Origin of the sequence: Marinobacter nanhaiticus D15-8W (assembly GCF_036511935.1) — a bacterium.
Lineage (GTDB): Bacteria > Pseudomonadota > Gammaproteobacteria > Pseudomonadales > Oleiphilaceae > Marinobacter_A > Marinobacter_A nanhaiticus.
The window spans coordinates 22,033-44,369 of the sequence record NZ_AP028878.1 but is presented as its reverse complement, the minus strand read 5'-3'; the positions used below and the strand labels follow the sequence as shown (position 1 = coordinate 44,369).

Annotated in this window: 22 protein-coding genes; 11 read left to right on the top strand and 11 right to left on the bottom strand. The window is 60.4% G+C overall.

What is annotated here, in order from left to right; translation table 11 throughout:
* Positions 1-9 precede the first annotated feature (9 nt).
* From RE428_RS00195 to coxB, 3 genes are all read right to left on the bottom strand, one after another.
* Entirely contained in the window at positions 10-693 is a 684-nt protein-coding gene (locus RE428_RS00195; RefSeq protein WP_004579573.1) for a cytochrome c oxidase assembly protein, read from the bottom strand.
* A 15-nt stretch (positions 694-708) separates the two neighbouring features.
* Positions 709-2,295 (bottom strand): cytochrome c oxidase subunit I, encoded by a 1,587-nt coding sequence (gene ctaD, locus RE428_RS00190; RefSeq protein WP_004579574.1) that lies wholly within the window; start codon positions 2,293-2,295, stop codon positions 709-711.
* 90 nt (positions 2,296-2,385) lie between these two features.
* Positions 2,386-3,510, bottom strand: coding sequence for a cytochrome c oxidase subunit II (gene coxB / locus RE428_RS00185; RefSeq protein WP_004579575.1), 1,125 nt, complete (start codon positions 3,508-3,510; stop codon positions 2,386-2,388).
* A 476-nt stretch (positions 3,511-3,986) separates the two neighbouring features.
* Here coxB and RE428_RS00180 point away from each other — a divergent pair, with 476 nt between their 5' ends.
* The 9 genes from RE428_RS00180 (at position 3,987) to RE428_RS00140 (ending at position 13,362) form a co-directional block, all read left to right on the top strand.
* The gene (locus RE428_RS00180; RefSeq protein ID WP_081614635.1) at positions 3,987-5,279 is read left to right on the top strand and encodes an MATE family efflux transporter; all 1,293 of its coding nucleotides are present in this window, start codon (positions 3,987-3,989) and stop codon (positions 5,277-5,279) included.
* A 410-nt stretch (positions 5,280-5,689) separates the two neighbouring features.
* Complete coding sequence (locus RE428_RS00175) at positions 5,690-6,346, top strand: hypothetical protein (protein ID WP_004579577.1); 657 nt, start codon at positions 5,690-5,692, stop codon at positions 6,344-6,346.
* A gap of 218 nt (positions 6,347-6,564) precedes the next feature.
* The gene (locus RE428_RS00170; RefSeq protein WP_205624591.1) at positions 6,565-7,221 is read left to right on the top strand and encodes a methylamine utilization protein; all 657 of its coding nucleotides are present in this window, start codon (positions 6,565-6,567) and stop codon (positions 7,219-7,221) included.
* Complete coding sequence (locus tag RE428_RS00165) at positions 7,218-9,617, top strand: putative bifunctional diguanylate cyclase/phosphodiesterase (RefSeq protein ID WP_004579579.1); 2,400 nt, start codon at positions 7,218-7,220, stop codon at positions 9,615-9,617. Before RE428_RS00170 ends, RE428_RS00165 begins: the two co-directional genes overlap by 4 nt.
* A 54-nt stretch (positions 9,618-9,671) precedes the next feature.
* Positions 9,672-10,523 carry a DUF3034 family protein gene (locus tag RE428_RS00160; RefSeq protein WP_004579580.1) on the top strand — a complete coding sequence of 284 codons (852 nt, stop codon included), beginning with the start codon at positions 9,672-9,674 and terminating at the stop codon, positions 10,521-10,523.
* A 13-nt stretch (positions 10,524-10,536) separates the two neighbouring features.
* The gene (locus RE428_RS00155) at positions 10,537-10,995 is read left to right on the top strand and encodes a group I truncated hemoglobin (RefSeq protein WP_004579581.1); all 459 of its coding nucleotides are present in this window, start codon (positions 10,537-10,539) and stop codon (positions 10,993-10,995) included.
* Positions 10,996-11,066: 71 nt separating this feature from the next.
* Positions 11,067-11,453 carry a DoxX family protein gene (locus RE428_RS00150; protein ID WP_004579582.1) on the top strand — a complete coding sequence of 129 codons (387 nt, stop codon included), beginning with the start codon at positions 11,067-11,069 and terminating at the stop codon, positions 11,451-11,453.
* 244 nt (positions 11,454-11,697) lie between these two features.
* Positions 11,698-11,913 (top strand): DUF1653 domain-containing protein, encoded by a 216-nt coding sequence (locus RE428_RS00145; protein ID WP_004579583.1) that lies wholly within the window; start codon positions 11,698-11,700, stop codon positions 11,911-11,913.
* A 123-nt stretch (positions 11,914-12,036) separates the two neighbouring features.
* Positions 12,037-13,362 (top strand): Na+/H+ antiporter family protein, encoded by a 1,326-nt coding sequence (locus tag RE428_RS00140; RefSeq protein WP_004579584.1) that lies wholly within the window; start codon positions 12,037-12,039, stop codon positions 13,360-13,362.
* Positions 13,363-13,709: 347 nt separating this feature from the next.
* Here RE428_RS00140 and RE428_RS00135 read toward each other — a convergent pair whose 3' ends face one another.
* Complete coding sequence (locus RE428_RS00135; protein WP_004579585.1) at positions 13,710-13,961, bottom strand: YheV family putative zinc ribbon protein; 252 nt, start codon at positions 13,959-13,961, stop codon at positions 13,710-13,712.
* 57 nt (positions 13,962-14,018) lie between these two features.
* Positions 14,019-16,064 carry an oligopeptidase A gene (gene prlC, locus RE428_RS00130; protein WP_004579586.1) on the bottom strand — a complete coding sequence of 682 codons (2,046 nt, stop codon included), beginning with the start codon at positions 16,062-16,064 and terminating at the stop codon, positions 14,019-14,021.
* Between the two features lie 168 nt (positions 16,065-16,232).
* Here prlC and RE428_RS00125 point away from each other — a divergent pair, with 168 nt between their 5' ends.
* The gene (locus RE428_RS00125) at positions 16,233-16,784 is read left to right on the top strand and encodes a gamma carbonic anhydrase family protein (protein ID WP_004579587.1); all 552 of its coding nucleotides are present in this window, start codon (positions 16,233-16,235) and stop codon (positions 16,782-16,784) included.
* A gap of 222 nt (positions 16,785-17,006) precedes the next feature.
* Entirely contained in the window at positions 17,007-17,462 is a 456-nt protein-coding gene (locus tag RE428_RS00120) for an Hsp20/alpha crystallin family protein (protein ID WP_004579588.1), read from the top strand.
* A gap of 46 nt (positions 17,463-17,508) precedes the next feature.
* Here RE428_RS00120 and RE428_RS00115 read toward each other — a convergent pair whose 3' ends face one another.
* The 6 genes from RE428_RS00115 to tsaC form a co-directional block, all read right to left on the bottom strand.
* Positions 17,509-17,826 (bottom strand): PA4642 family protein, encoded by a 318-nt coding sequence (locus RE428_RS00115; RefSeq protein ID WP_004579589.1) that lies wholly within the window; start codon positions 17,824-17,826, stop codon positions 17,509-17,511.
* A gap of 167 nt (positions 17,827-17,993) precedes the next feature.
* Positions 17,994-18,839, bottom strand: a complete 846-nt coding sequence (locus RE428_RS00110; protein ID WP_004579590.1) for a flagellar motor protein MotB — start codon at positions 18,837-18,839, stop codon at positions 17,994-17,996.
* 5 nt (positions 18,840-18,844) lie between these two features.
* A complete protein-coding gene (locus RE428_RS00105) occupies positions 18,845-19,618 on the bottom strand; it encodes a motility protein A (RefSeq protein WP_004579591.1) in 774 nt (257 codons plus the stop codon).
* A 287-nt stretch (positions 19,619-19,905) separates the two neighbouring features.
* Entirely contained in the window at positions 19,906-20,730 is an 825-nt protein-coding gene (gene aroE, locus RE428_RS00100; RefSeq protein WP_004579592.1) for a shikimate dehydrogenase, read from the bottom strand.
* A gap of 29 nt (positions 20,731-20,759) precedes the next feature.
* Entirely contained in the window at positions 20,760-21,692 is a 933-nt protein-coding gene (gene hemF / locus RE428_RS00095) for an oxygen-dependent coproporphyrinogen oxidase (RefSeq protein ID WP_004579593.1), read from the bottom strand.
* 57 nt (positions 21,693-21,749) lie between these two features.
* The gene (gene tsaC / locus RE428_RS00090) at positions 21,750-22,337 is read right to left on the bottom strand and encodes an L-threonylcarbamoyladenylate synthase type 1 TsaC (protein ID WP_051079825.1); all 588 of its coding nucleotides are present in this window, start codon (positions 22,335-22,337) and stop codon (positions 21,750-21,752) included.

Sequence of the window (22,337 nt, the reverse complement as noted above, 5' to 3'; positions counted from 1 at the left end):
CCGATGGCGTTATCCGTTATTCGTCATTGTTGTCGTTATGTTCCCGGGCATTGTTGCCCAGGGTATTGTTTCCCAGGGCATGAGTCGCCGGGGCGCAGTCAGTTGCCAAGGCGGCAGCTGTTGACTCACGGCCGGCGCTGCCGCGTCCTGGCCCAGCTTGCTCTGGTCGTAGAGCGTGTAGGAGAGGGTCAGGGTTTTGATCTCTGCCGGGAGCTCGCGGTCGACGATAAACACCAGCGGCATGTCGATGGATTCGCCCGCAGCCAGGGTCTGCTGGTTGAAGCAGAAGCATTCGGTCTTGTGGAAGAAAAGCGTGCCCTGGGACGGTGACAGGCTGGGAATGGCCTGGGCCGTCATCGCCGCAGCAGTGCGGTTCTCCGCGAAGAAGGCGACCTGGGTCGGTTCGCCCGGATGCACCGTGATGCTGGTCTGGCGGGGACGAAAGGTCCAGGGCATGCCCGGCCCGTTCTGGGCGATGAACTGGACCTTTACCTGCCGCTTCTGGTCCACCTCGGTCGAAACCGGGCCTTCATACCGTCCGCCAGTCTTGCCGTTGATGCCGGTGATATCGCAGAACACCTCGTACAGCGGCACCAGCGCAAACCCGAAGGCAAACATGCCCACCACGCCCGCCAGACACCAGCCGATCACGCGGGCGTTGGACTTGGTTTTCGGTCGCTGAGCCGTGGTCATACGCGTCTCCTGCCCTTACTTCACTTCCGGTGGCGTGGCAAAGGTGTGATAGGGCGCGGGTGAAGGCACGGTCCACTCCAGACCCTCGGCGCCTTCCCAGGGTTTGGCCTCGGCCCTCTTACCGCCGCGCACACACTTGATGACGATGTACAGGAACAGGAACTGGGTCGCCCCGAACATGAAGGCCCCCATGCTGGAGATCATGTTGAAGTCGGCGAACTGCAGGGCGTAATCCGGGATACGCCGCGGCATGCCCGCCAGCCCCAGGAAGTGCATGGGGAAGAACGCCAGGTTCATGCCGATGAAGGACATCCAGAAATGGGTCTTGGCCAGGGTCTCGTCGTACATATGCCCGGTCCACTTGGGTAGCCAGAAGTAGGCCGAAGCGAAGATGCCGAAGATGGCGCCCGGCACGAGCACATAATGGAAATGGGCAACCACGAAGTAGGTGTCGTGGTACTGGAAGTCCGCCGGCGCGATCGCCAACATCAGGCCGGAGAAGCCGCCAATCGTGAACAGGATGACGAAGGCCACCGCGAACAGCATCGGCGCCTCGAACGACAGGGAGCCACGGAACATGGTTGCCACCCAGTTGAATACCTTCACCCCGGTGGGTACCGCAATCAGCATGGTGCAGTACATGAAGAACAACTGCCCGGCCACCGGCATACCCACGGTGAACATGTGGTGGGCCCAGACCACGAAAGAGAGCAGCGCGATCGCGCCCACGGCATAGACCATGGAGGCATAGCCGAACAGGCGCTTGCGCGAGAACGCGGGAATGATCTCCGACACGGCGCCAAAGGCCGGCAGGATCATGATGTACACCTCGGGGTGGCCGAAGAACCAGAACACATGCTGGAACAGGACCGGGTCACCGCCGCCGGCGGCATTGAAGAAGCTGGTGCCGAAGTGGATGTCCATAAGCATCATGGTGACCACGCCCGCCAGCACCGGCATGACGGCAATCAGCAGGAACGCGGTGATCAGCCAGGTCCAGACGAACAGGGGCATCTTCATCAACGTCATACCCGGTGCCCGCAGGTTGAGGATGGTAGCGATGACGTTGATCGCCCCCATGATCGACGAGATCCCCATCATGTGGACGGCGAAGATGAAGAAGGTGGTGCTTGGCGGCCCGTAGGTCGTCGATAAAGGCGCGTAGAAGGTCCAGCCGAAGTTAGGCGCACCGCCGGACATGAACAGCGTCGACACCAGCATGGCGAACGCGGCGGGCAGAATCCAGAAACTCCAGTTGTTCATCCGCGGCAGGGCCATGTCCGGCGCGCCGATCATCAGCGGGATCATCCAGTTGGCCAGCCCCACGAAGGCCGGCATGACGGCGCCGAACACCATGATTAGCCCGTGCATGGTGGTCATCTGGTTGAAGAACTCGGGTTCGACGATCTGCAGACCGGGCTGGAACAGCTCCGAGCGGATCACCATCGCCATGGCCCCGCCCAGCAGGAACATGGTGAAGCTGAATATCAGGTACATGGTCCCGATATCTTTGTGGTTGGTGGTGAACAGCCACCGGGAAAAGCCCTTTGCAGGCCCGTGGTGGTCGTGTTCGTGATCGTGGGTGTCGATGACCGCACTCATGTGAACCCCCGTAACCGCCTCTTATTGTCGTCGGCGTAACTGTTGTCTGTTGCAGCCCCGCGACCTACCGCCATCGGGGCGCCTGAACTGTTACTGCGCGTTCTTGTAGTCGAGAACCTGCTTGGGCGTGACCATGTCACCGGTGTCGTTACCCCAGGCGTTGCGCTCATAGGTGATAACGGCGGCCAGGTCCACTTCGCTGAGCTGCGGACCGAAGGCCTGCATCGCGGTGCCGGACACGCCATTGACCACCACGTCCAGGTGGTCCTCGACCGCACCGGTCGCGATCGCACTGCCTGCCAATGCCGGGAAAGTCGGCGGCGAACCTGAACCATCTGCCTGGTGACAGGCGGCACAGTTGGTGTTGTAGGCTGTCTCGCCCCGGGCCATGAGCTCCTCGAGCGTCCATTCCTTGCTGGTCAGCTCGCGCTCTTTCTCAGCCATGGCAATCTGCTCCTGCACCCAGGCGTCGTACTCTTCCTGCGGCACAGCCTTGACCACGATCGGCATGAAGCCGTGATCCTTGCCGCACAGCTCGGTACACTGGCCGCGGTAGATGCCGGGCTCCTCGATCTTGGCCCAGGTCTCGTTGATAAAACCGGGAATGGCGTCCTTCTTGACCCCCAGGGCCGGCACCCACCAGGAGTGGATCACGTCGTTGGCGGTCATGAGGAAGCGGATTTTCTGACCCACCGGCAGGACCAACGGATTGTCCACCTCCAGCAGGTAATTCTCGTTCTTCTCGAGACGGTTGTAGATTTCGTCCCTGGGGGTCGCGAGGTTGGAGAAGTACCCGAATTCCTCGTTGATGAAGTCGTACTTCCACCGCCACTGGTAACCGGTCACCTTGACGTCGATCGCCGCGTCGTCGGTGTTGTACATGTCCAGCAGGGTGGCGGTCGCGGGTATAGCCATCCCCACGAGGATCGCAAACGGGATGATGGTCCAGGTGATCTCGACCCAGGTGTGCTCGTGGAAGTTGGCAGGTTTGTAGCCCTTGGATTTCCTGTGGGCAAGGATGGACCAGAACATCACCCCGAACACCACGACGCCGATGGCGACGCAGATCCAGAGGATGGTCATGTGAAGACCGTAAATATCGCGACTCACGTCCGTTACGCCGGGAGCCATGTTGACCGTCCAGTCGGCAAGAGCCGACTGCGACAGCGGGAGTGCGGCCAAAAGACAGCCGACTCGCATTGCCTTCGTGCGCATACCGTGTCTCCACAGAGTTTGTTCTTGTCGTTGACACAGCCCGGATCGCGAGACGAAAAACCCGTTCCACACGAACGTCGGCCGGTTTTCCTCTGCCCCGGACTGATCGATATCTTCTGCGTGACACTTCCTGCGGGAAGCGTTCCTGCCTCCCGCCCCTTGTACTCGGTATGCTCTCGCACCAGCAAACCGGCGCCGGGGAATGGAAGTCATTTCACGGATAACCACACTGAGTATAGACAGAGGTTGGGAAAACTCTCAAAAACCTGCTTAAAATTTAGACGTCTTAAAACGAATTTTTTATTGCCTTTACGAATAAATCGCTCTAACAGCCACTTTTTGGTGATAAAAGCACCAGCATTACCAATACAAACACCAGGAACATTCAACCCGGACAACAGGGACATCAAGTGTCGCGACGCAGAGTGCCGCTAAATACCCTCGACCGCCGCCTCTGGCACCTCGCCTGGCCGCTGATGCTCACCAATATTACCGTTCCGCTCCTGGGGCTGGTGGATACCGCGGTCCTGGGCCACCTGGACCACCCTGAATACCTGGGTGCCGTAGCCATCGGCGGCAACCTGTTCAGCATCCTCTATTGGACGTTCGGCTTCATGCGGATGGGCACCACCGGCCTGGCAGCCCAGGCCTATGGACGTCAGGACGACTTTGCCCAGAGCGCGCTACTGGTGCGTTCGCTGTTGCTGGCGATGGGCATCGGCCTGTTGCTGATCCTGCTTCGGGGGCCGCTGATTACGCTGGGACTCTACCTCATGGATGCCAGCGATGAAGTCACGGTCCTCGCCCGCGAATACACGGATATCCGGATCTGGAGCGCGCCGGCGGTGCTATGCCAGTACACCCTGGTGGGTTGGCTGATCGGCACCCAGTACCCTCGCGGCCCGATGCTCATGCTGATCCTGGCCAACAGCCTCAATATCCTGCTGGATGTGCTGTTCGTGACGGTCATGGGGTGGAATAGCCAGGGCGTGGCCGCGGCCACCGCCATTGCCGAATATTCCGCCGCCGGCCTCGGCCTGTGGCTGGTGTGGAAACGCCGTCCGAGGGATCTTGTCTTCGACCGGCACCTGTTCGGGGTTCTGGAAGACTACCTGGCCATACTGCGGGTCAACCGCTACATCATGGTGCGCACCATCCTGCTGCTTCTATCACTTGCGTTCTTCACCGCACAGGGCGCGCAGCAGGGCGATACCATCCTCGCGGCCAACGCTGTGCTGCTGACGTTCCTGATGCTGATTTCCAACGGCCTGGATGGTTTTGCCAACGGTGCCGAGGCGCTGGTGGGTGAAGCCGTCGGCCAGCGCCAACGGGAGCAGTTCCGCGCGGTATGCCGCACGGCACTGCGCTGGTCGATCTGGGGTGCCGCCTTATTTACGGGGCTTTTCTTCTTCGGCGGCGGATTCATCATCAGCCTGCTCACCAGTATTCCCGAGGTGTCCGGCGCGGCGCGGGAATACCTGCCATGGATTTGGCTCATGCCGCTCGCCGCGGTCTGGGGCTTCTTGCTCGACGGCATCTTTATCGGCGCCACCCGTACCCGGGACATGCAGAACACCATGCTTTTCTCGGTGATCGTGATCTACCTGCCGGTTTGGTGGCTGACCCAGGGCTGGGGCAACCACGGACTCTGGTTCGCCATCACCAGCCTGATGCTGGCCCGGGCGGGCAGCATGGGATGGCTTTTCCTGAGCCATACACACAACGATGTCTGGTTCAGTGACGAGGCGCACAAAAAGCATGCGGATTGACACAAACACTCACATTACGTTTGCCGCGGCGGCCGCATTTCTCAACTACACTGAAATTGAATTTTGATAGGGGAACGCTGAAGAAATACCTGATGGGGATGAAGCGCGAGGCGCACGGCGCGCAAAGAGCGAGGCATACCTGATTGGCAGGTGAGCTGTTGACCGGGGTTGCGCACAACCACCGCGCAACGAAGTGCTTCGCCGCAGTAGGTATTTATTCAGTGTTTCCCTAAGGGAGCCTCTGCACGCGTCCCACACGCCACGGAAACGGCGCCGCAGTATCAGGGAGGACGTGCCAGGACCAGAACGGGAGACTCCGTAACATGCACAGGCGACGACCCAACCGCCTGTTTGAGCAGTTGGGAGGCGTCTTGCAACCCGATCCTGGAATGATACGAGCAGTCCCTGTGATGACACCGTCAGCAGTACTTCACATTATTGACCAAGCACGCCGCCAGGAGGCCCGGTCCGGGACCTTCCTGGAACAGATGGATGAGCGCGCAGCCAGCCTGCCGGACAGCATCGTCGTGTCTGGCCCCAACCCCGCGACCTGTCTGTTCCAGTTCGCGGTGGAGTACATCGAAATGGCGCCACGCCTGATCGACTGTGTCGAAACCTGTGCGCGGGACTCCGGTCACGTGGCTCTGTTCCGGCCGTTTATCGAGTCGGCGATACGCTACTTTACCCGTCCGTCGCCACTGCTGGCTCGGTATGACGGGCTCGACGGCCTACTGATCAAGGCCTACCTGTGTCATCGATTGATGGAAGAGATGTACGAAAACAACTACTCCACACGCACCAGCCGCCTGGTAGAACTGGAAGCCACCCAGGCCAACCTGCTGGCCCATCACCTGATCGGCGAACCCTTCGCCAACGAATTGGACCAGTCGATCACTATCACCGTGGCCCAGATTGCACGGTCGCCGGATTACTACAACCTGAACCTCAATCCATTCGTGGAAAAAGCCCGGGACACGGCCTGGGACTGGATGCGGGAGTACTGGGAGAAGCTGCTGACCCGCAACCAGATTCGTTTTGACCTGAACCCGGGGCTCGACCCCTGCTAACCCATCCCAGCCCATGCAGTGGCAAGTTCGTATGGCCGACGTTAGGCTTTGCCGTGATGATCGCATCCCGACATGGCTGAAAGGGCGTTCGGGAACCCTGATCCTGTCACTGCCGGATGGCCTGGCCGCGACGCTTTGCAGATACCCGTGATCGCATCGTTCGTATAGCCCGATAATGCATGGATGCCAACAACAAGCAGTCTTGCTGGCGTTTTTCGATGATTGATTTATGCAACCTTATTCGGCCGCTATTTCACGTGGCACTTGCCCTGGCCGCGACGCCGCTCTGGGCACTCGACCTGAGCATCCGTGACGCGGTCTCCGGCGAGCCGTTGGCGCAGGCGGTCGTCAGCATACCGGCCGCCGCGAATGCCCAGGCACTCGACCACCCGGCCGTTATGGCACAACAGGATCGTTCGTTTACCCCGCACCTGCTGGTGGTGCCGGTAGGCACGGCGGTGGATTTTCCCAATCTGGACAATACCCAGCACCACGTCTATTCCTTCTCCCCGGCCAAGACCTTCAACATCGAGCTTTACGCCGATCGTCCAGAGGCGCCTGTCGTCTTCGACATGCCGGGTGTCGTGGAACTCGGCTGCAATATCCATGACCGGATGCGCGGCTTCGTCTATGTGACCGGTTCAGCCCAGACGGCCACCTCCGGTGCTACCGGCATCGCCCGTATCGAACCGCCGGGTAAAGGACCCTTCGAAATCCGGGTGTGGCACGAGCGTCTGGTGGACAACGCGCGGCCGCAAACCTTGATCATCGATGCCGGTGCCGAAAGCCCCTACATCATTTCACTAGCGGTGGTCGCGCCTGAAACAGACACCGATCCCTTCGCCGACCTGCAACGCCGATTCGACGCCCTGTGAAACTTCGCCTCCCAGCCATCGGCTTCCGCGGGCGCCTGCTGGCCGCCATGCTGACCCTGGCGCTAGTCACCAGCCTGGCCATTGCCGCGGCTTTTATGCTCTCCACGTTCGAGGAGGAGCAGGAGCGCGCAAGGGAACAATTGGATGTGGCTGGCGAAGTGGTCCAGGAAATCCTCCAGCGGCGCGCACAATTGCTGGTCAATACATTAAGCGTGCTGGTGGAGGATTTCGGCTTCAAGTCCGCCATCGCCACCCGGGAACCCGCCACCATCACCAGCGTGCTGGAAAACCATAGCCAGCGGTTCAACGCGGACCTGGCGATGATCATCGATCGCGAAGGCAACCTGCTGGCGAACCTCCATGGCCTGGTTAACCAGAACCGCCTGCCGTTCGACCGCCTGCTTCAGCAAGCCAACCGGCACGGCGTCGCGGCCGACCTGGTCACGTTGCAGAATCAGGCCTATCAGGCGTTAATGGTGCCGGTACAGGCGCCAGGGCTGCGCGTGTGGCTGGTTATGGGGTTCAGCCTCGACGATGAGTTTGCCGGAATTATCAGCCGCCTTACCGGCGTAGATGTCGTATTCCAATCCACCAGGCTACATGGAGCCAACAAGACACAGGCAGCCAGCGGAAAACAGGGACTAACGCGTTTCTACGGCCGCACGCTTGGTGACGGAGACCTGACACCGATCGCCGGCGATAGCCAGAAAACCACCTCCGATAGCGGCATGATCGGCGATCGCCGCTATTTTGCCCGCACCGCGCCGCTGGGCAAGGAAGGCGAAGCGCCTGTGGAAGCCCTGCTGCTGCTCGATCGCCAACAGGCGCTGGCCGACTATTACCGGCTCGCTCTGGACCTGATCCTGCTGGTACTCGCCTGTCTGGCACTCGCAGGGCTGCTGGCACTGGGCATGGCCCGTGCGCTGGGCCGGCCGGTACTGAAGTTGACCCAGTTCGCAGGGCAGATTGGCGAGGGCAAGGATCCGATACCGCCGGGGCTGAAAAGTCGGGATGAGCTGGGCAAGCTGGAACGGGTACTGGTCAATTCTGTCCGCCAGATCCGCCACCGCGAGCACCGGATCCAGCATGAAGCCACCCATGATAGCCTCACCGGCCTGCCCAACCGCTCCGCCATGGACGCCTACCTGAAAACCGTGCTGGAACAGCGCGTCCCCGGCTTCCTGATCAGTCTGACCGTGATCGGACTGAAAGAGCTCAGCGAAACACTGGGTTATGAAATCGGCGACCAGGCGCTTATCGCCACCGGCCTGCGCCTGCGCGGCACCGTCGGTGCCGAGAATATGCTGGCACGTACCGGTGGCAACGAATTCATGACGTTTCTGCCCGGTACCGACGAGGACCGGTTGCAGGACGCCATAATCGTGCTCAAGGCCCGGGCGGAGGAAAGCATGCAGCTTGACCAGACACCCCTGGCCGTGGAGCTGTCGGCCACCATTCTCCAACTTCCCGAACACGCCCGCAGTCTTGACGACATCCGCCGCCGCCTCAGTTTGACTCGTGAGAAAGCCGCCAAGGATGAGACCCGCATGGCGTTTTATGTCGAGGGCGGGGAAGAGCGGCATCTAAGGGAACTGAAGATCATCCAGGACCTGCACCAGGCCATCGCCCAGGGGCAATTGACCATGGTCTACCAACCCAAGATCCGGTTGGACACCGCTACGGTCGTGCAGGTAGAAGCACTCGTACGCTGGCAGCATCCGCAACTGGGATTCATAAACCCGGAAGAATTTATCAGCCTTGCCGAGCGCTCCGGCCAGATCCACCAACTGACAGAACACATCCTGCGCCAGGTCGAACTCGACGGTCGAGCCTGGCAGGCGGCCGGCATGCCCGGTATCGGGGTGGCGATCAACCTGTCCGCACTGGATCTGGCCAACCAGGCACTGCCGACGATTATCGAGATGATCTTCGCCGACTGGCCCCGCCCCCTGGAGATGCTGACCTTCGAGATCACCGAAGGCGCCGCCATGACCGATACGCAGGCCGCGGTAAGGACCCTGGGTAACCTGCGGCAACTGGGCGTCAAGCTGTCGGTGGACGACTTCGGGACCGGCTACAGTTCGCTCGCCCAGATGCGCCAGTTACCGGTACAGGAGCTGAAGATCGACAAGTCCTTCGTGCTGCGGCTGGATTCCACACCCCAGGACCAGTTAATCGTCAAATCCACCGTGGATATGGCCCATGGACTGGGCTTGAGTGTCGTCGCCGAAGGTATCGAGAACGAGGAAAGCTGGCGGTTGTTGCAAAGTTGGGGCTGTGAACTGGCCCAGGGCTTTTTCCTGGGCCGGCCCATGTCGCCTGAGCAATTGATCGACTGGTATGGCACGTTCGACCAGCGTTCGGAAAGCCTGGCCGATCAGCGACAACGCGCCTGAAAAGCGAATGAAGATTCCTGGAACTGACCGAAGAACCAAGAAACGGGACCCGTTTTGAAGAACACCCTACTTGTATTGATCCTGGGGCTGGCGAGTACCGCCGTGCTCGCCCAGCCGGGAAGTCGCCTCTGGGCCACCGGTGGCGTCACCACCATTGAAGGCAGTGCCGGCGGCGGACTGGTGCCGATGGCAGTGCTGGCCGGTTACGCCAGCGATACCGAGTGGGGCGGCACCCTGGCGCTGTCCCACGCGCCGTTGGACGATTACACCGTCGATGTCGTGGCCGGTGCAGTGAACTGGCACAACCGCCTCGAGTTGAGTGTCGCCCGTCAGACCCTGGACCTGGATACCCTCGGTGCGGCCCTTGATGAGGATCACCTGCAGCAGGACATCTTCGGCGCCAAGATCCGGCTCGCCGGCGATGTGGTGTACGGCTCATACGGCCAGTGGTCCCTGGGCGTCCAGCACAAGCGCAACCGCACGTTTACCGTACCCGAAGCCGTTGGCGCGAATGACGACAGCGGAACCGATATCTACCTGGCCGGCAGCAAGCTCTTCCTGGCCGGTTTCCTCGGCCGCAATGTGCTGGTCAACGGGGTGGTTCGTGGCACGAAAGCCAATCAGGGCGGACTGCTGGGGTTCGGCGGTGACGAGCTCGACCGGTACGAAGCGGTGTTCGAGGCCAGCGCCGGGCTACTCCTGAACCGCCAATGGTTGTTGGGCGGCGAATATCGCCAGAAGCCAGACAACCTGAGCTTCGCCGAGGAAGAGGACGGGTACGACCTGTTTGTCGCCTGGTTCCCGGATCGGCGTCTTGCCGTCACCGCGGCATGGGTAAACCTGGGCAGTATCGCCGGGCTGGACGATCAACAGGGCGCGTACCTGTCCCTGCAAGGCGCTTTCTAAGAGAGACGACACCATGGTGAACCGCCTTTTACCGCTGTTATTCCTGGTAATGCTGAGTGGTTGTCAGAGCCTGCCGCCGCAATCGTCACCCTCCCTTTACGACGCCCTCGGCGAACGCAAGGGCATCGCTCTGATTGTTAAGGATCTGCTCTACATCGTGGTGGAAGACGAACGTATCGCCGAGAAATTCCGGGCCGTTGATATCGCCGGCCTTCATCGCAACCTGACCGACCAGATCTGTGCGCTGGCGGACGGCCCGTGCACCTATAGCGGTCGCGGCATGTCCGCTTCCCATGCGGGGCTGGGGATCAACGAGACCCATTTCAATGCCCTGGCGGAGGACCTGATCCTGGCCATGGAACAGAACGGCGTGCCGGTGTCGGCGCAGAATCAGCTATTAGCTCGACTGGTGCGATTGCATGACGATATCGTGTTCCAGCCGGCCGCACGGCCCATCGATACGGCGCCGTGATACGTTTCTTCCATTGACCACGCCGACAGACCCGCTAAGCTCTCGCCTTCATTTGAAGAAGGAAGGTTCCAATGCTGGAAAATGCAGACCTCGGTAAACTGATCATCCGCCTTACGCTGGGTGGTCTGTTGTTGTTTCACGGGATCGCCAAGCTGTTCCATGGCGTCGGCTTTGTCGAGTCGCAACTGGCCAGCCATGGCCTGCCAACATTTCTCGCCTATGGGGTGTATATCGGTGAGTTGCTGGCGCCGCTGATGATCATCCTCGGCTACCAGACCCGAATCGGTGCACTGATCGTGGTGATCAACATGATCGTCGCCATCGCGCTGGTCCATACCCACGAATTGATGTCCCTGAGCCGGTCCGGCGGCTGGGCTCTGGAACTGCAGGGTTTCTTCCTGTTTATTGCGCTGGCACTGGTATTCCTGGGCCCCGGGCGCTACAAACTGCACTCCTAGGCCCTGAACCGGGCGCATGCCATCAGGCCGCTGGACGATCCCACGCTTTCGCCCAGCGGTCCTGGTTGCGTAGAGGACCGCATCGGCGGTCAGGGACGCCCCGGTCCTGTAGAGTCCGGAACCCTACCGGGCGTATCATTGACAGGACCGACGCCCGTTCCGCGGCGTCGACATGTGAGGTCGCTATCCTCACACCGCAGGCGTTCAGTAAGCCATCTTCGATTCGAACGGGACGGACACCACCATGACCCAGCCCCTGAAACCCGGCCGGTACCGCCATTACAAAGGCAAGGACTACGAAGTCATCGGCGTGGCTCGCCATAGCGAAACCGAGGAGGAACTGGTGGTCTACCGCCCCCTCTATGGCGACCAGGGCCTGTGGGTGCGACCCCTGAGCATGTTCCGCGAAACCGTCGATGTCGCCGGTGAAAGCGTGCCGCGGTTCAGCTACGTCGGCTGACGCGCCGGACCTCTATACGCGTCCCGCTCGGGATGTATGGAGCGGCATACCCATTCGCTTTGACTACGCCGGTCGTTTCCTGCACATTAGCGCGCTTTTCTGGAACACCCCGAGGAAAGCTCCATGAACGCTGTTGTTGCCGCCGTCGGCCTCATGCTCATCCTGAGCCTGTGCCGCATTCACGTCGTTGTTGCCCTGATTATCGGCGCCGTTGCTGGTGGCCTGGTTAGCGGCCTCTCACTGGAAGCCACGATTGCAGCCTTCAATAACGGTCTTGGCGGCGGCGCGACGGTCGCGTTGTCGTACGCCACCCTGGGTGCCTTCGCCGTGGCCATCGGCAAATCCGGCCTTGCCCACGCCCTGGCGGACAAGGCGCTGGCTATGGTGGGCCGTCAGGACGATGGGAATACGGGCGGAGGCGCCATCAAGTTCCTGATGATCGGCCTGCTACTGGCTATCGCCATCTCGTCCCAGAATATCCTGCCGATCCACATCGCCTTCATTCCACTGGTGGTACCGCCGCTGCTTTACGTGATGGCCAAACTGCGTCTGGACCGCCGGCTCGTTGCCTGCGTGCTGACCTTCGGGCTGATTACCCCGTATATGTTCCTGCCGGTGGGTTTCGGCGGTATCTACCTCAACGAGATCCTGCTGGCCAAGGTGGAAACCAACGGTGTCGCAGTCGATGGCCTCAACGTCATGTCCGCTATGGCATTGCCGGCCCTGGGTATGTTGATCGGCCTGCTGGTGGCCGTCTTCTTCAGCTACCAGGGCGGACGGGATTACGACCTGGCCGCGATTGAGCGCACGGAGCGCGTGGATATCAAGTACAGCAAGTGGACGCTGATCATGGCATTGGCAGCCATCGTGGTTGCGTTCGTGGTGCAACTGACGTTGGATTCCATGATCCTCGGTGCGCTGGCGGGCTTCGTGCTGTTCAACGTTTCCGGTGTCGTGAAGTGGAAGGAAGCCGACGACCTGTTCACCGAAGGTATGAAGATGCTGGCGATGATCGGCTTCATCATGATCGCCGCGTCTGGCTTTGCCGAGGTGATGCGCGAGACCGGCGAGATCAACACCCTGGTGGAAAGCTCCGTCGGTGCAATTGGGGACAATCAGGCCCTGGCGGCGCTGCTGATGCTCGTGGTGGGGCTACTGATTACAATGGGCATTGGCTCGTCCTTTTCCACCATTCCGATTATCGCGGCCATCTATGTACCACTGGCGCTACAACTCGGGTTCAGCCCGCTGGCTATCGTCGCCTTGGTGGGCACGGCGGGGGCGCTGGGGGATGCAGGTTCGCCGGCTTCGGATTCCACGTTGGGGCCCACCGCCGGGTTGAATGCGGACGGACAGCATAACCACATCTGGGATACGGTGGTGCCAACGTTCCTGCACTATAACCTGCCGTTGTTGGTGTTTGGCTGGATTGCGGCGATGACGTTGTAAAAGCAGGTACCGCTGGAAATGTAGCGGACGCTTTAGAGGGGTGTTGCAAAAGCTTGCGGCTTTAAGCCTCTCTCCCCTGGCGGGAGAGAGGTTTGGAGAGAGGGGGACGAGGCAAAGCCTCGCTCGAAGTCGGCTCTGGCAACGATGAGCGTCTGACGGCGCTACCCCCTCTCCCCGGCCCTCTCCCGCGAGGGGAGAGGGAGTTTATGCCGGTACTTTGGAGATACGGCTACTTCTGCAACACCCTCTTCAGCTTCCGAGCAGGCCGTAGGCTTGCCGATAGATCCCCGGGACCCTGACGGGTCCTCCGAAGCTGAAGCGTCGGCTACATGCTCGCGATAACTCGCCTACTCATCCTCATCGGCTGCTGACTTGAAGAACACGACCTGCTTCACCGTGTGATCGTCCTTGTTGTCGCGCTTGTTGACTCGCGTTTCCAGCTCTCCGATCGGCTGCCCGTCCGGGGTCTGCGCATCTTCAAAGCCGCAGGCGACACACTCCCTGAACTGCCCTTCCTCGGTCTGCTGCATCATCAGTTTGTCCATCTCGCCGCAGCGGGGGCAGACCGCGCCGGCGATGAATCGTTTCGGTGTAGCCATCGGCTCTCCACATCAGTGTTCGGGGCGGTCTGAGCCGCCCCGTTATTCGCCTGCTATTCAGGCAGCATCCGCAGTGATACCGCTTTGGCGCAGCAGGGCGTCGACTTCGGGCTCGCGGCCGCGGAAGGCCTTGAACAGCTCCATCGGCTCGCGCGAGCCGCCGCGTTCGAGGATGTTTTCCAGGAAGGCTTTGCCGGCCACCTCATCGAAGATGCCCCGCTCCTCGAACAGGGAGAAGGCGTCCGCCGCCAGCACTTCCGCCCACTTATAGCTGTAGTAGCCTGCCGCGTAGCCTCCGGCGAAAATGTGGGAGAAGCTGTTAGGGAAGCGGTTGAATTCCGGTGTCTCCGTCACGGCGATTTCCTCACGCACCTTACGGAACATCTCCAGCGGATTGACCGGTGAGCCCGGCTGGAATTCCGAATGCAGGCGGAAATCGAAAATGGAAAACTCCAGCTGTCGAACCATTTGCATACCGGACTGGAAGTTTTTCGCTGCCAGCAACTTGTCGAGCAGATCCTGGGGCAGGGGTTCGCCGGTTTCGTGGTGACGGGCAATCAGGTTCAGGGATTCCGGGTTCCAGCACCAGTTTTCCAGGAACTGACTGGGCAGTTCCACCGCGTCCCAGGCGACGCCGTTGATGCCGGACACATCAGCCACCTCGACCTTGGTCAGCATGTGGTGCAGGCCATGGCCGAATTCGTGGAACAGGGTGGTGACCTCGTCGTGGGTCAACAGCGCCGGCTTGTCGTCCACAGGCGGTGTGAAGTTACAGGTGAGGAAGGCCACCGGCAACTGCAGGCCGCCCCGCAGGTTACGCCAGCGCACCCGGCAGTCCGCCATCCAGGCACCACCGCGCTTGCCCTTGCGGGCGTATAGATCGAGGTAGAACCAGGCGATAGTCTCGCCGTCGCGGCTGATGCGATAGGCGGTGGCGTCCGGGTGCCAGGTCTCGACGCTCTCGTCCGCCTCGATCGTCAGGTCGAACAGGCGTTCGGTAACCCGGAACAGACCGTCCACTACCGTGTTTACCGGGAACCAGGGGCGCAGGGTTTCCGGTGAGATATCGTACTTCGCCTGACGCATTTTCTCGCCATAGAAACCCAGATCCCAGGCTTCCAGCGTGTCAACGCCATGCTGGTCCCTGGCGAAATCCTGTAGCTCGCGGTATTCCTGCTGTGCCACCGGGCGGGACTTGGCCGCCAGCTCGTCGAGGAAGTGCATCACCTCGTCGACGCTGCGCGCCATCTTGGTGGCGAGCGAACGCTCGGCGTAGTTCGCGAAACCCAGCAGCTCTGATTGCTGGTGCCGACGCTTGAGGATTTCCGCCATGATCGGGGTGTTGTCCCACTCACCGCCGTTAGGCCCCACATCCGACGCGCGTGTCACGAAGGCCTCGTAGACTTCCCGACGCAGTTCCCGGTTCTCGCAGTAGGTCATGACCGGCTGGAAACTGGGGAACTGCAGGGTGATGACATAGCCCTCGAGATCCCGCTGCTTCGCAGCCTGGCGCGCGCCTTCGAGAGCCGTTTCCGGCAGCCCCTTGAGTTCCGCAGCATCGGTAATGTGCTTGAACCAGTGGTCGGTCGCGTCGAGCACGTTATCGCTGAAGCGGTTAGTCAGCTCGGCCAGCTCCATGGACAGTTCGGCATACTGCTTCTTCTCGTCCTGGGGCAGGTCGACGCCACCCAGGTGAAAATCACGCAGTGTGTTGTTGATCGCCTTCTGCTGCTCCTCGGTCAGCGACTCGAAATCCTCATGCTCCCGGATTTTCCTGTAGGCGTCGCACAGTTCCGTGTTCTGGCTGATCTCGGTGCCGTATTCGGTGAGCTTGTCCAGGCACCGCTTGTAGACTTGGCGCAGTTCGTCGTTGTTCATGACGCCATTCAAGTGGGAAATGACCGACCAGGCCCGGCTCAGGCGGTCGTCCAGCGCCTGCATCGGCTGGGCCAGGGTGTCCCACGTTGGCTGTTCCTGGCTGGCCAGGTTCTGGATCTGCATCCGGTTATCACTGAGGATCTGGTCGATGGCCGGTTCCATGTGTTCGATCCGGATGTGTTCGAACCGGGGCAACAGGTCATCAGTCAGCAGCGGATTGTTCATGGGACTCCTTTCTTCCTCTCAATGAGATCGGCTATGTCGTGCAGTACGGAATGCGGATCAGACGTTGTCGATCGAATGGAAACGGGCAAGGGCCTCTTTCGCCTATGCCATACTCTTTCCTATGGTACGTCACAGATCCAGAAAAGCTTATCAAGTAAGGAGTATGTAATGGCGCGTTTACGTTCTCACAAGGGCTACACCCCAAAAACCGGCGACCGCGTATGGATCGATCCCAGCGCACAGGTCATCGGTGACGTGGAGCTGGGGGACGACTGTTCCGTCTGGCCGCTGACCGTCATCCGTGGCGATATGCACCGCATCCGCATTGGTGCACGTTGCTCGGTGCAGGACGGTTCGGTACTGCACATCACCCATGCCAGTGACTACAACCCCGAAGGCTGGCCGCTGATCATCGGCGACGACGTCACCATCGGCCACAAGGCCCTGCTGCATGGCTGCACCGTGGGCAGTCGCGTACTGGTGGGCATGGGTTCGATCATCATGGACGGCGCCGTGGTCGAGGACGATGTCATCGTTGCCGCCGGCTGCCTGGTGCCGCCGGGCAAGACACTGGAGTCGGGCTACCTCTATGTCGGCAGTCCGTGCAAGCAGGCCCGCGCGCTAACCGACAAGGAGCGCAGCTTCTTTACCTACACGGCGGGTAACTACGTCAAACTCAAGGATGAGTATCGGGTAGAGGCCACCGATGCGGAAGGTTGAAGTGGTTATAAGCCGCTCAAGGCTATGAACCAAATCGTCGAAAAAAAGAGCGCTTGAAATTTATCGGGCTGGACCTACATACGAAAATAGCCAGTTCAGGAATACCCAGCCAGTAGGCGCCACTGTGTCGGGATCTTCCTTGAACGGAGCTGATGTCGTCGCGTGGCCCGGTCGCCGGGTGAACGCACAAACTGATCTCAGGTTCGTTTGGAGGACACTCACATGAGCAATCTTACACGTTGGAACCCGATTAACGAGTTCGAGGATTTGCTGGAACGCTACAATCGACATTTCGGTCTGCCGAGTACGCGCAGCGGCAATGAAAACCGCGACCTGTTTCGCCGCAGCGATTGGGCACCGGCCGTCGACATCCGGGAGACCGCAGAAGCCTTCGAAATCCATGCGGAGTTGCCGGGTATCCAGAAAGAAGACGTCAAGGTGACCGTGCATGATGGCGTGCTGACCCTACAAGGTGAGCGCAAGAAACAGGAAGAGAGCGGTGACGAGAAGAATCACCGTGTCGAAAGGGTGTACGGTTCATTCATGCGCCGATTCACCCTGCCGGACAATGTCTCGGAAAATGATATCAACGCAGCTTTCAAGGATGGGGTCCTGGTACTGACCCTGAAGAAAGTGGAACCGGCCCAGCCGCGTTCCATCGAGGTCGAAGTCCACTAACCCAGGCCTCGACCTCGCCTCCGCAACCGGCGGGAGCGCTGGAGCATCAGCCCTGGGCTTCCGCCGCCCTTTTCGCCCCGAACGTCTGCAATGCAGCGATATAGTCGACGCTGCGACGGTGCTCGGAAATATGGTCCAGGATCGTCTGGCCCAGTTCGTTGGTGGCATTCAGGTCACGGCCCGCTTCGGTGAAAAATCCCAGGAAACGTTCGAAGTCACTGGCACGCATTGCCTGGTAAGCCTTGAGCAGTACCTGATAGTCCGGGTTCAGTTTACTGTCATAAGGGGTGATGAACAGAAAGCTCTTGACCCGCTCATCGCTCCACTCCTCCCCGATGACCTTCGGCTTGTCCGGTCCACTCATAGCTGCCCTCATCGAAGCGCATCAAAGCGCATTTTACGTTGGTTATGGTCATGTCACCGCCAGCGCGGCTGCCCTGAAGGGGCATAAGTATAACGATCTTGCTGCCCAAGCGTTATATGAATACCGCATGACGCCCTAGCCGCCGGTCATAAGCACGGGCACCGTCGTCAGGGAAAGATCTCAACGGGCATGGCGGCCGAAGCCGCAATACCGGTACATTGCGGATCGCGCACGGTAATTTCCACACGTCGGTTACGGGCCCGGTTTGCTGCCGAGGTATTGGGTACCAGCGGGTTGGTTTCGGCCCGGCCTGCAGCCACCACCCGCTCCGCCGATACCTTGCGATTCATCACCAATTCGTGGACGACGGAAACGGCCCGGGCCGCCGACAGGTCCCAATTGGATCGATAGCGACTGCTTACAATAGGCTTATTGTCGGTATAACCGGATACCACCACGTCCCCCTGGCATTCCGCCAGCACGTCCACCACCCGCTCGATGATCGGCCGCATTTCTGGCTTGAGTTCGGCGCTTCCGGACTGGAAGGTGGCGTCCTCCGCGAAACGGATAATGACATGCTCGGTATCGTACTGGACGTTCATGGCACCGCTGGCCACCTCGGCTTCGAGTTCGCGAATCAACTGAGTAGCCAGTTGCGTGATGCCGGCGGGAACTTCGGTGATCGTGCCGCCGCCCTGCGGACTGTCATCGATCAGCTCGGGTTGGTTTGGCGGTAGTGCCGCAGGGGTATCCGCAGCAACCGGCGGCGGCGTCTCGCTCTCGATCAGGGTCAATGGACTACCGCCCACGGCGTCGTCCTGGATAACGCTCGTGCCGAAGGCGCCCGCCAGCGACGCGGCCATGGACTTGTACTTGTCCACATCCATTTTCGAGTAGGAGAGCAACAGGATAAAGAACGTCAGCAGCAGTGTCGCCAAATCGGCAAAGGTGACGATCCAGTTGGGTGCGCCTTCCGGTTTCTTGCGCTTACGCTGGATACGGGCAACCGCCATCCGGCTCAGGCCTCCCGCTCACGCACCAATGCCTGGTGCTGCTCCGGAGTGATATAGGCCGATAGTAATTCGGTAATGACCCGGGGATTCTGACCTTTCATGATGTTCTGGATACTGGTGATGATCAGTGTCATGTTGCGCTGCTCGTCCTCGGCCTTGAGCTGGATCTTGTCCGCCAGGGGCAGGGCAATCAGCTGGGCGATAAAGGCCCCGTAAAGCGTGGTCAGCAGCGCGATGGCCATGGCAGGACCGATGGACGACGGATCATCGAGGGTGTTGAGCATCTGCACCAGGCCGACCAGGGTACCAAGCATACCGATGGCCGGCGCTGCTTCGCCGATACCACGGAAGATACGCTCAGCCACATCGTAGCGCTCCATGCGCTGCTGCATATCTTCCAGCAAGGCTTCTTCGATCAGTTCCGGAGGGTGGCCATCCACGCACAGGTTGATGGCTTTGCGCAGGAAATCGTTGCCGGTCTCATGGGATTCCAGCCCAAGGATACCTTCCTTGCGCACGACCCGCGCCAGTTCACCCACATTGCGGATCAACTCCAGGGGGCGATCACTGTTTTCGCGAAAGACGGTGCTCAAGGCCAGGCGGAAGGAACCGGTCACCGAACGTAGCCGGAATTTGATCAGCGTTACGGCAAAGGTGCCGCCCAGTACGATCATCAGTCCCGGGATATTGAGGAACGTCGCCAGCGTGGCATCTGCAAGCATCGCAACGGTCACGATCGCAATGCCCGCGATCAGACCGACTAGGGTCAGGATATCCATGGAATGCCTTATCAAAAGTCGGACCGTCCGCTCTCTGGACAGCCGGAATCGACGGGAACCCCTCCGAACGACGAAGGTTTCCGGTTAGCCTCCCAGAGAATAGCCTAAATAGTACCCTCGGGGCTGTAACCAAGCGTTAAGGCGATGTTGCGAAAAGCACCTGATTGGTAGGGATTTTTCAAAAGCTGGACAAGGGCGGATCGGTGCGGGGGAATTCTTAAGCTTAGCCCCACCTCTCCCTCAGGGGGCTTCACCCCCTGGAGGAAGAGAAACGAAGCCAACTGCGGCTATCCCACCCGGTCGCGCAGGGCTTCCATTACAAGGGACGTATCCGGTCGGATGCCCCGCCAGCGCGCAAAGGATTCAGCCGCCTGCTCCACCAGCATGCCGAGTCCATCGATCACCTGCCCTGCGCCCTGGTCGCTGGCCCAACGGTTGAACGGCGTCAGCTCGGGGCCATACATCATGTCGTAACTGACGGTCTTCGGGCCGATGATGCCGGGCGACAGCGGTGGCAGATCACCCTGCAGGCTGGCGCTGGTCCCGTTGATCACGAGGTCGAAAGTATCTTCGACCTCATCGAAACCGCACCCCCTGATCGGCAGCGGGCCCGCAAACAATCCCGCCAGTTTCTCCGCCTTGGAAGGCGTCCGGTTGGCGACGACGATCCGCAGTGGCTGTTGAGCGATCAGTGGGGCCAGTATGCCACGCACCGCACCACCTGCACCCAGGACCAGTATGCTCTTATCCTTGAGGTCGAGACCGTGATTGACGGTCAGGTCCCGCACCAGGCCCGGCCCATCGGTATTGTCGCCACAGAGCCGCTGCTGGTCGTCCCGATAAAGGGTATTTACTGCGCCGGCGGCGTCTGCCGCTGGCGTGCGTTCCTCCACCAGGTTCCAGGCTTCCTCCTTGAAAGGCACCGTAACGTTGAGGCCTTTACCTCCGCGGTTGAAGAAGGTGTTAACCGTGCCGGCAAAATCCTCGAGCGGCGCCTGTATGGCCGTGTATTCCAGCGCCTGCCCAGTCTGTTCGGCAAACAGGCTGTGAATGCGTGGCGACTTGCTATGGCTGATAGGGTGACCGACGACAGCGTAGAGATCGTTTTCCATAGGTCGGGATTCCTTATTGCTTCCTGATCTTAACGATCTTGCTCTTCGCTGCTCTCGTCAAGCCAATCGCGATCGGTCAGGTAATACGCCGTAAGTTCATGCTCGGGCGTACCCGGCTCCACGTGGCGTGCATAGTCCCAGCGCGCTAGCGGAGGCATCGACATGAGGATCGATTCGGTACGCCCGCCGGACTGCAGACCAAATAGGGTGCCGCGGTCGTAGACCAGGTTGAATTCCACATAGCGTCCGCGGCGGTAGAGCTGGAAATCACGCTCCCGCTCGCTATAGGGCGTCTCATGCCGGCGCTCGACGATGGGTTGGTAGGCAGGTAGGTAACTGTTACCAACGGCTTGCATGAAGGCAAAGTCCTGATCGAAGTTTCCGGTGTTCAGATCATCGTAGAACAGGCCGCCGACCCCCCGTGGCTCATGCCGGTGCTTGATATGAAAATACTCGTCACACCAGCGTTTGTAACGGGTATAGACTTCATCGCCGAAGGGGGCACAGGCCTGCTGGGCAGTGCGATGCCAGTGGACGCAATCTTCCCTGAAACCGTAGTAGGGGGTCAGGTCATAGCCGCCGCCGAACCACCACACCGGTTCGGCGTGTTCCGGCCGTGCAATGAAGAAGCGGACATTGGCATGGGAGGTGGGGACATAAGGATTGTTGGGGTGCATGACCAGCGAAACACCCATGGCTTCCCAGGGCGCGCCCGCCAGTTCAGGGCGATGAGCGGTCGCCGAGGGAGGCATCTGCCGACCCATCACATGGGAAAAATTGACGCCGCCTTTCTCGAAAACCCGACCTTCACTGATCACCCGGCTGATGCCGCCGCCGCCTTCGGGGCGATCCCAGGCGTCAGAGGCAAACCCTGCCTGTCCGTCCAGTTCCGTCAGGGTTTTGCAGATATGTTCCTGCAGCGCGAGTAAGTAGGTCTTAACTTCGTTGCTATTCGGCGTCATGCCAAACTCCGATCCGGAAACTTGCAATTCTGAAACTGGTAGCCGCTGCCACGGTGATCACCGCAACCGCCGCCCGCTCACCAGGTCGATGATACGGCTGGGCTGGCGCTGCCCCCCGAGGCGACCCGGCAGGGTAAAATCCAGTGCATCGCCAAAGTAACGGGACACCTGCCAGGGGTTCCTGGCTGGCTGCCGTCCGGCAGGATTGCAGGACGTAGAGACAATCGGCGCGCCAAACGCCCGACACAGGCGCTGCACCAACGGATGCGCGCTGACCCTGACCGCAACTGCACTGTGACGTCCGCGAATCCATTCGGGCACTTGCTCTTCCGGATCCGGTACCAGGCAGGTGACCGGGCCCGGCCAGTACTGTTCAGCTGACTTTCGCAGTGCCGGGTCCAGTGGATCAAACAGGTGTGCAACCTGGCCCAACGATGCGGCCACGAGGATAACCCCTTTGTGCTCGGGGCGGTCCTTTAGGGCCAGTACCTGTCCCACGGCTTCCGCGTTCCACGGATCGCAACCCAGCCCCCAGACGGCTTCCGTAGGATAGGCAATAACACCGCCCGCCTTTAGGCACTGGGCTGCCTGGTGGACGTGCCACCACCCGGGACGGACCAGCTCGGTTTGTTCGACGTCACGCAT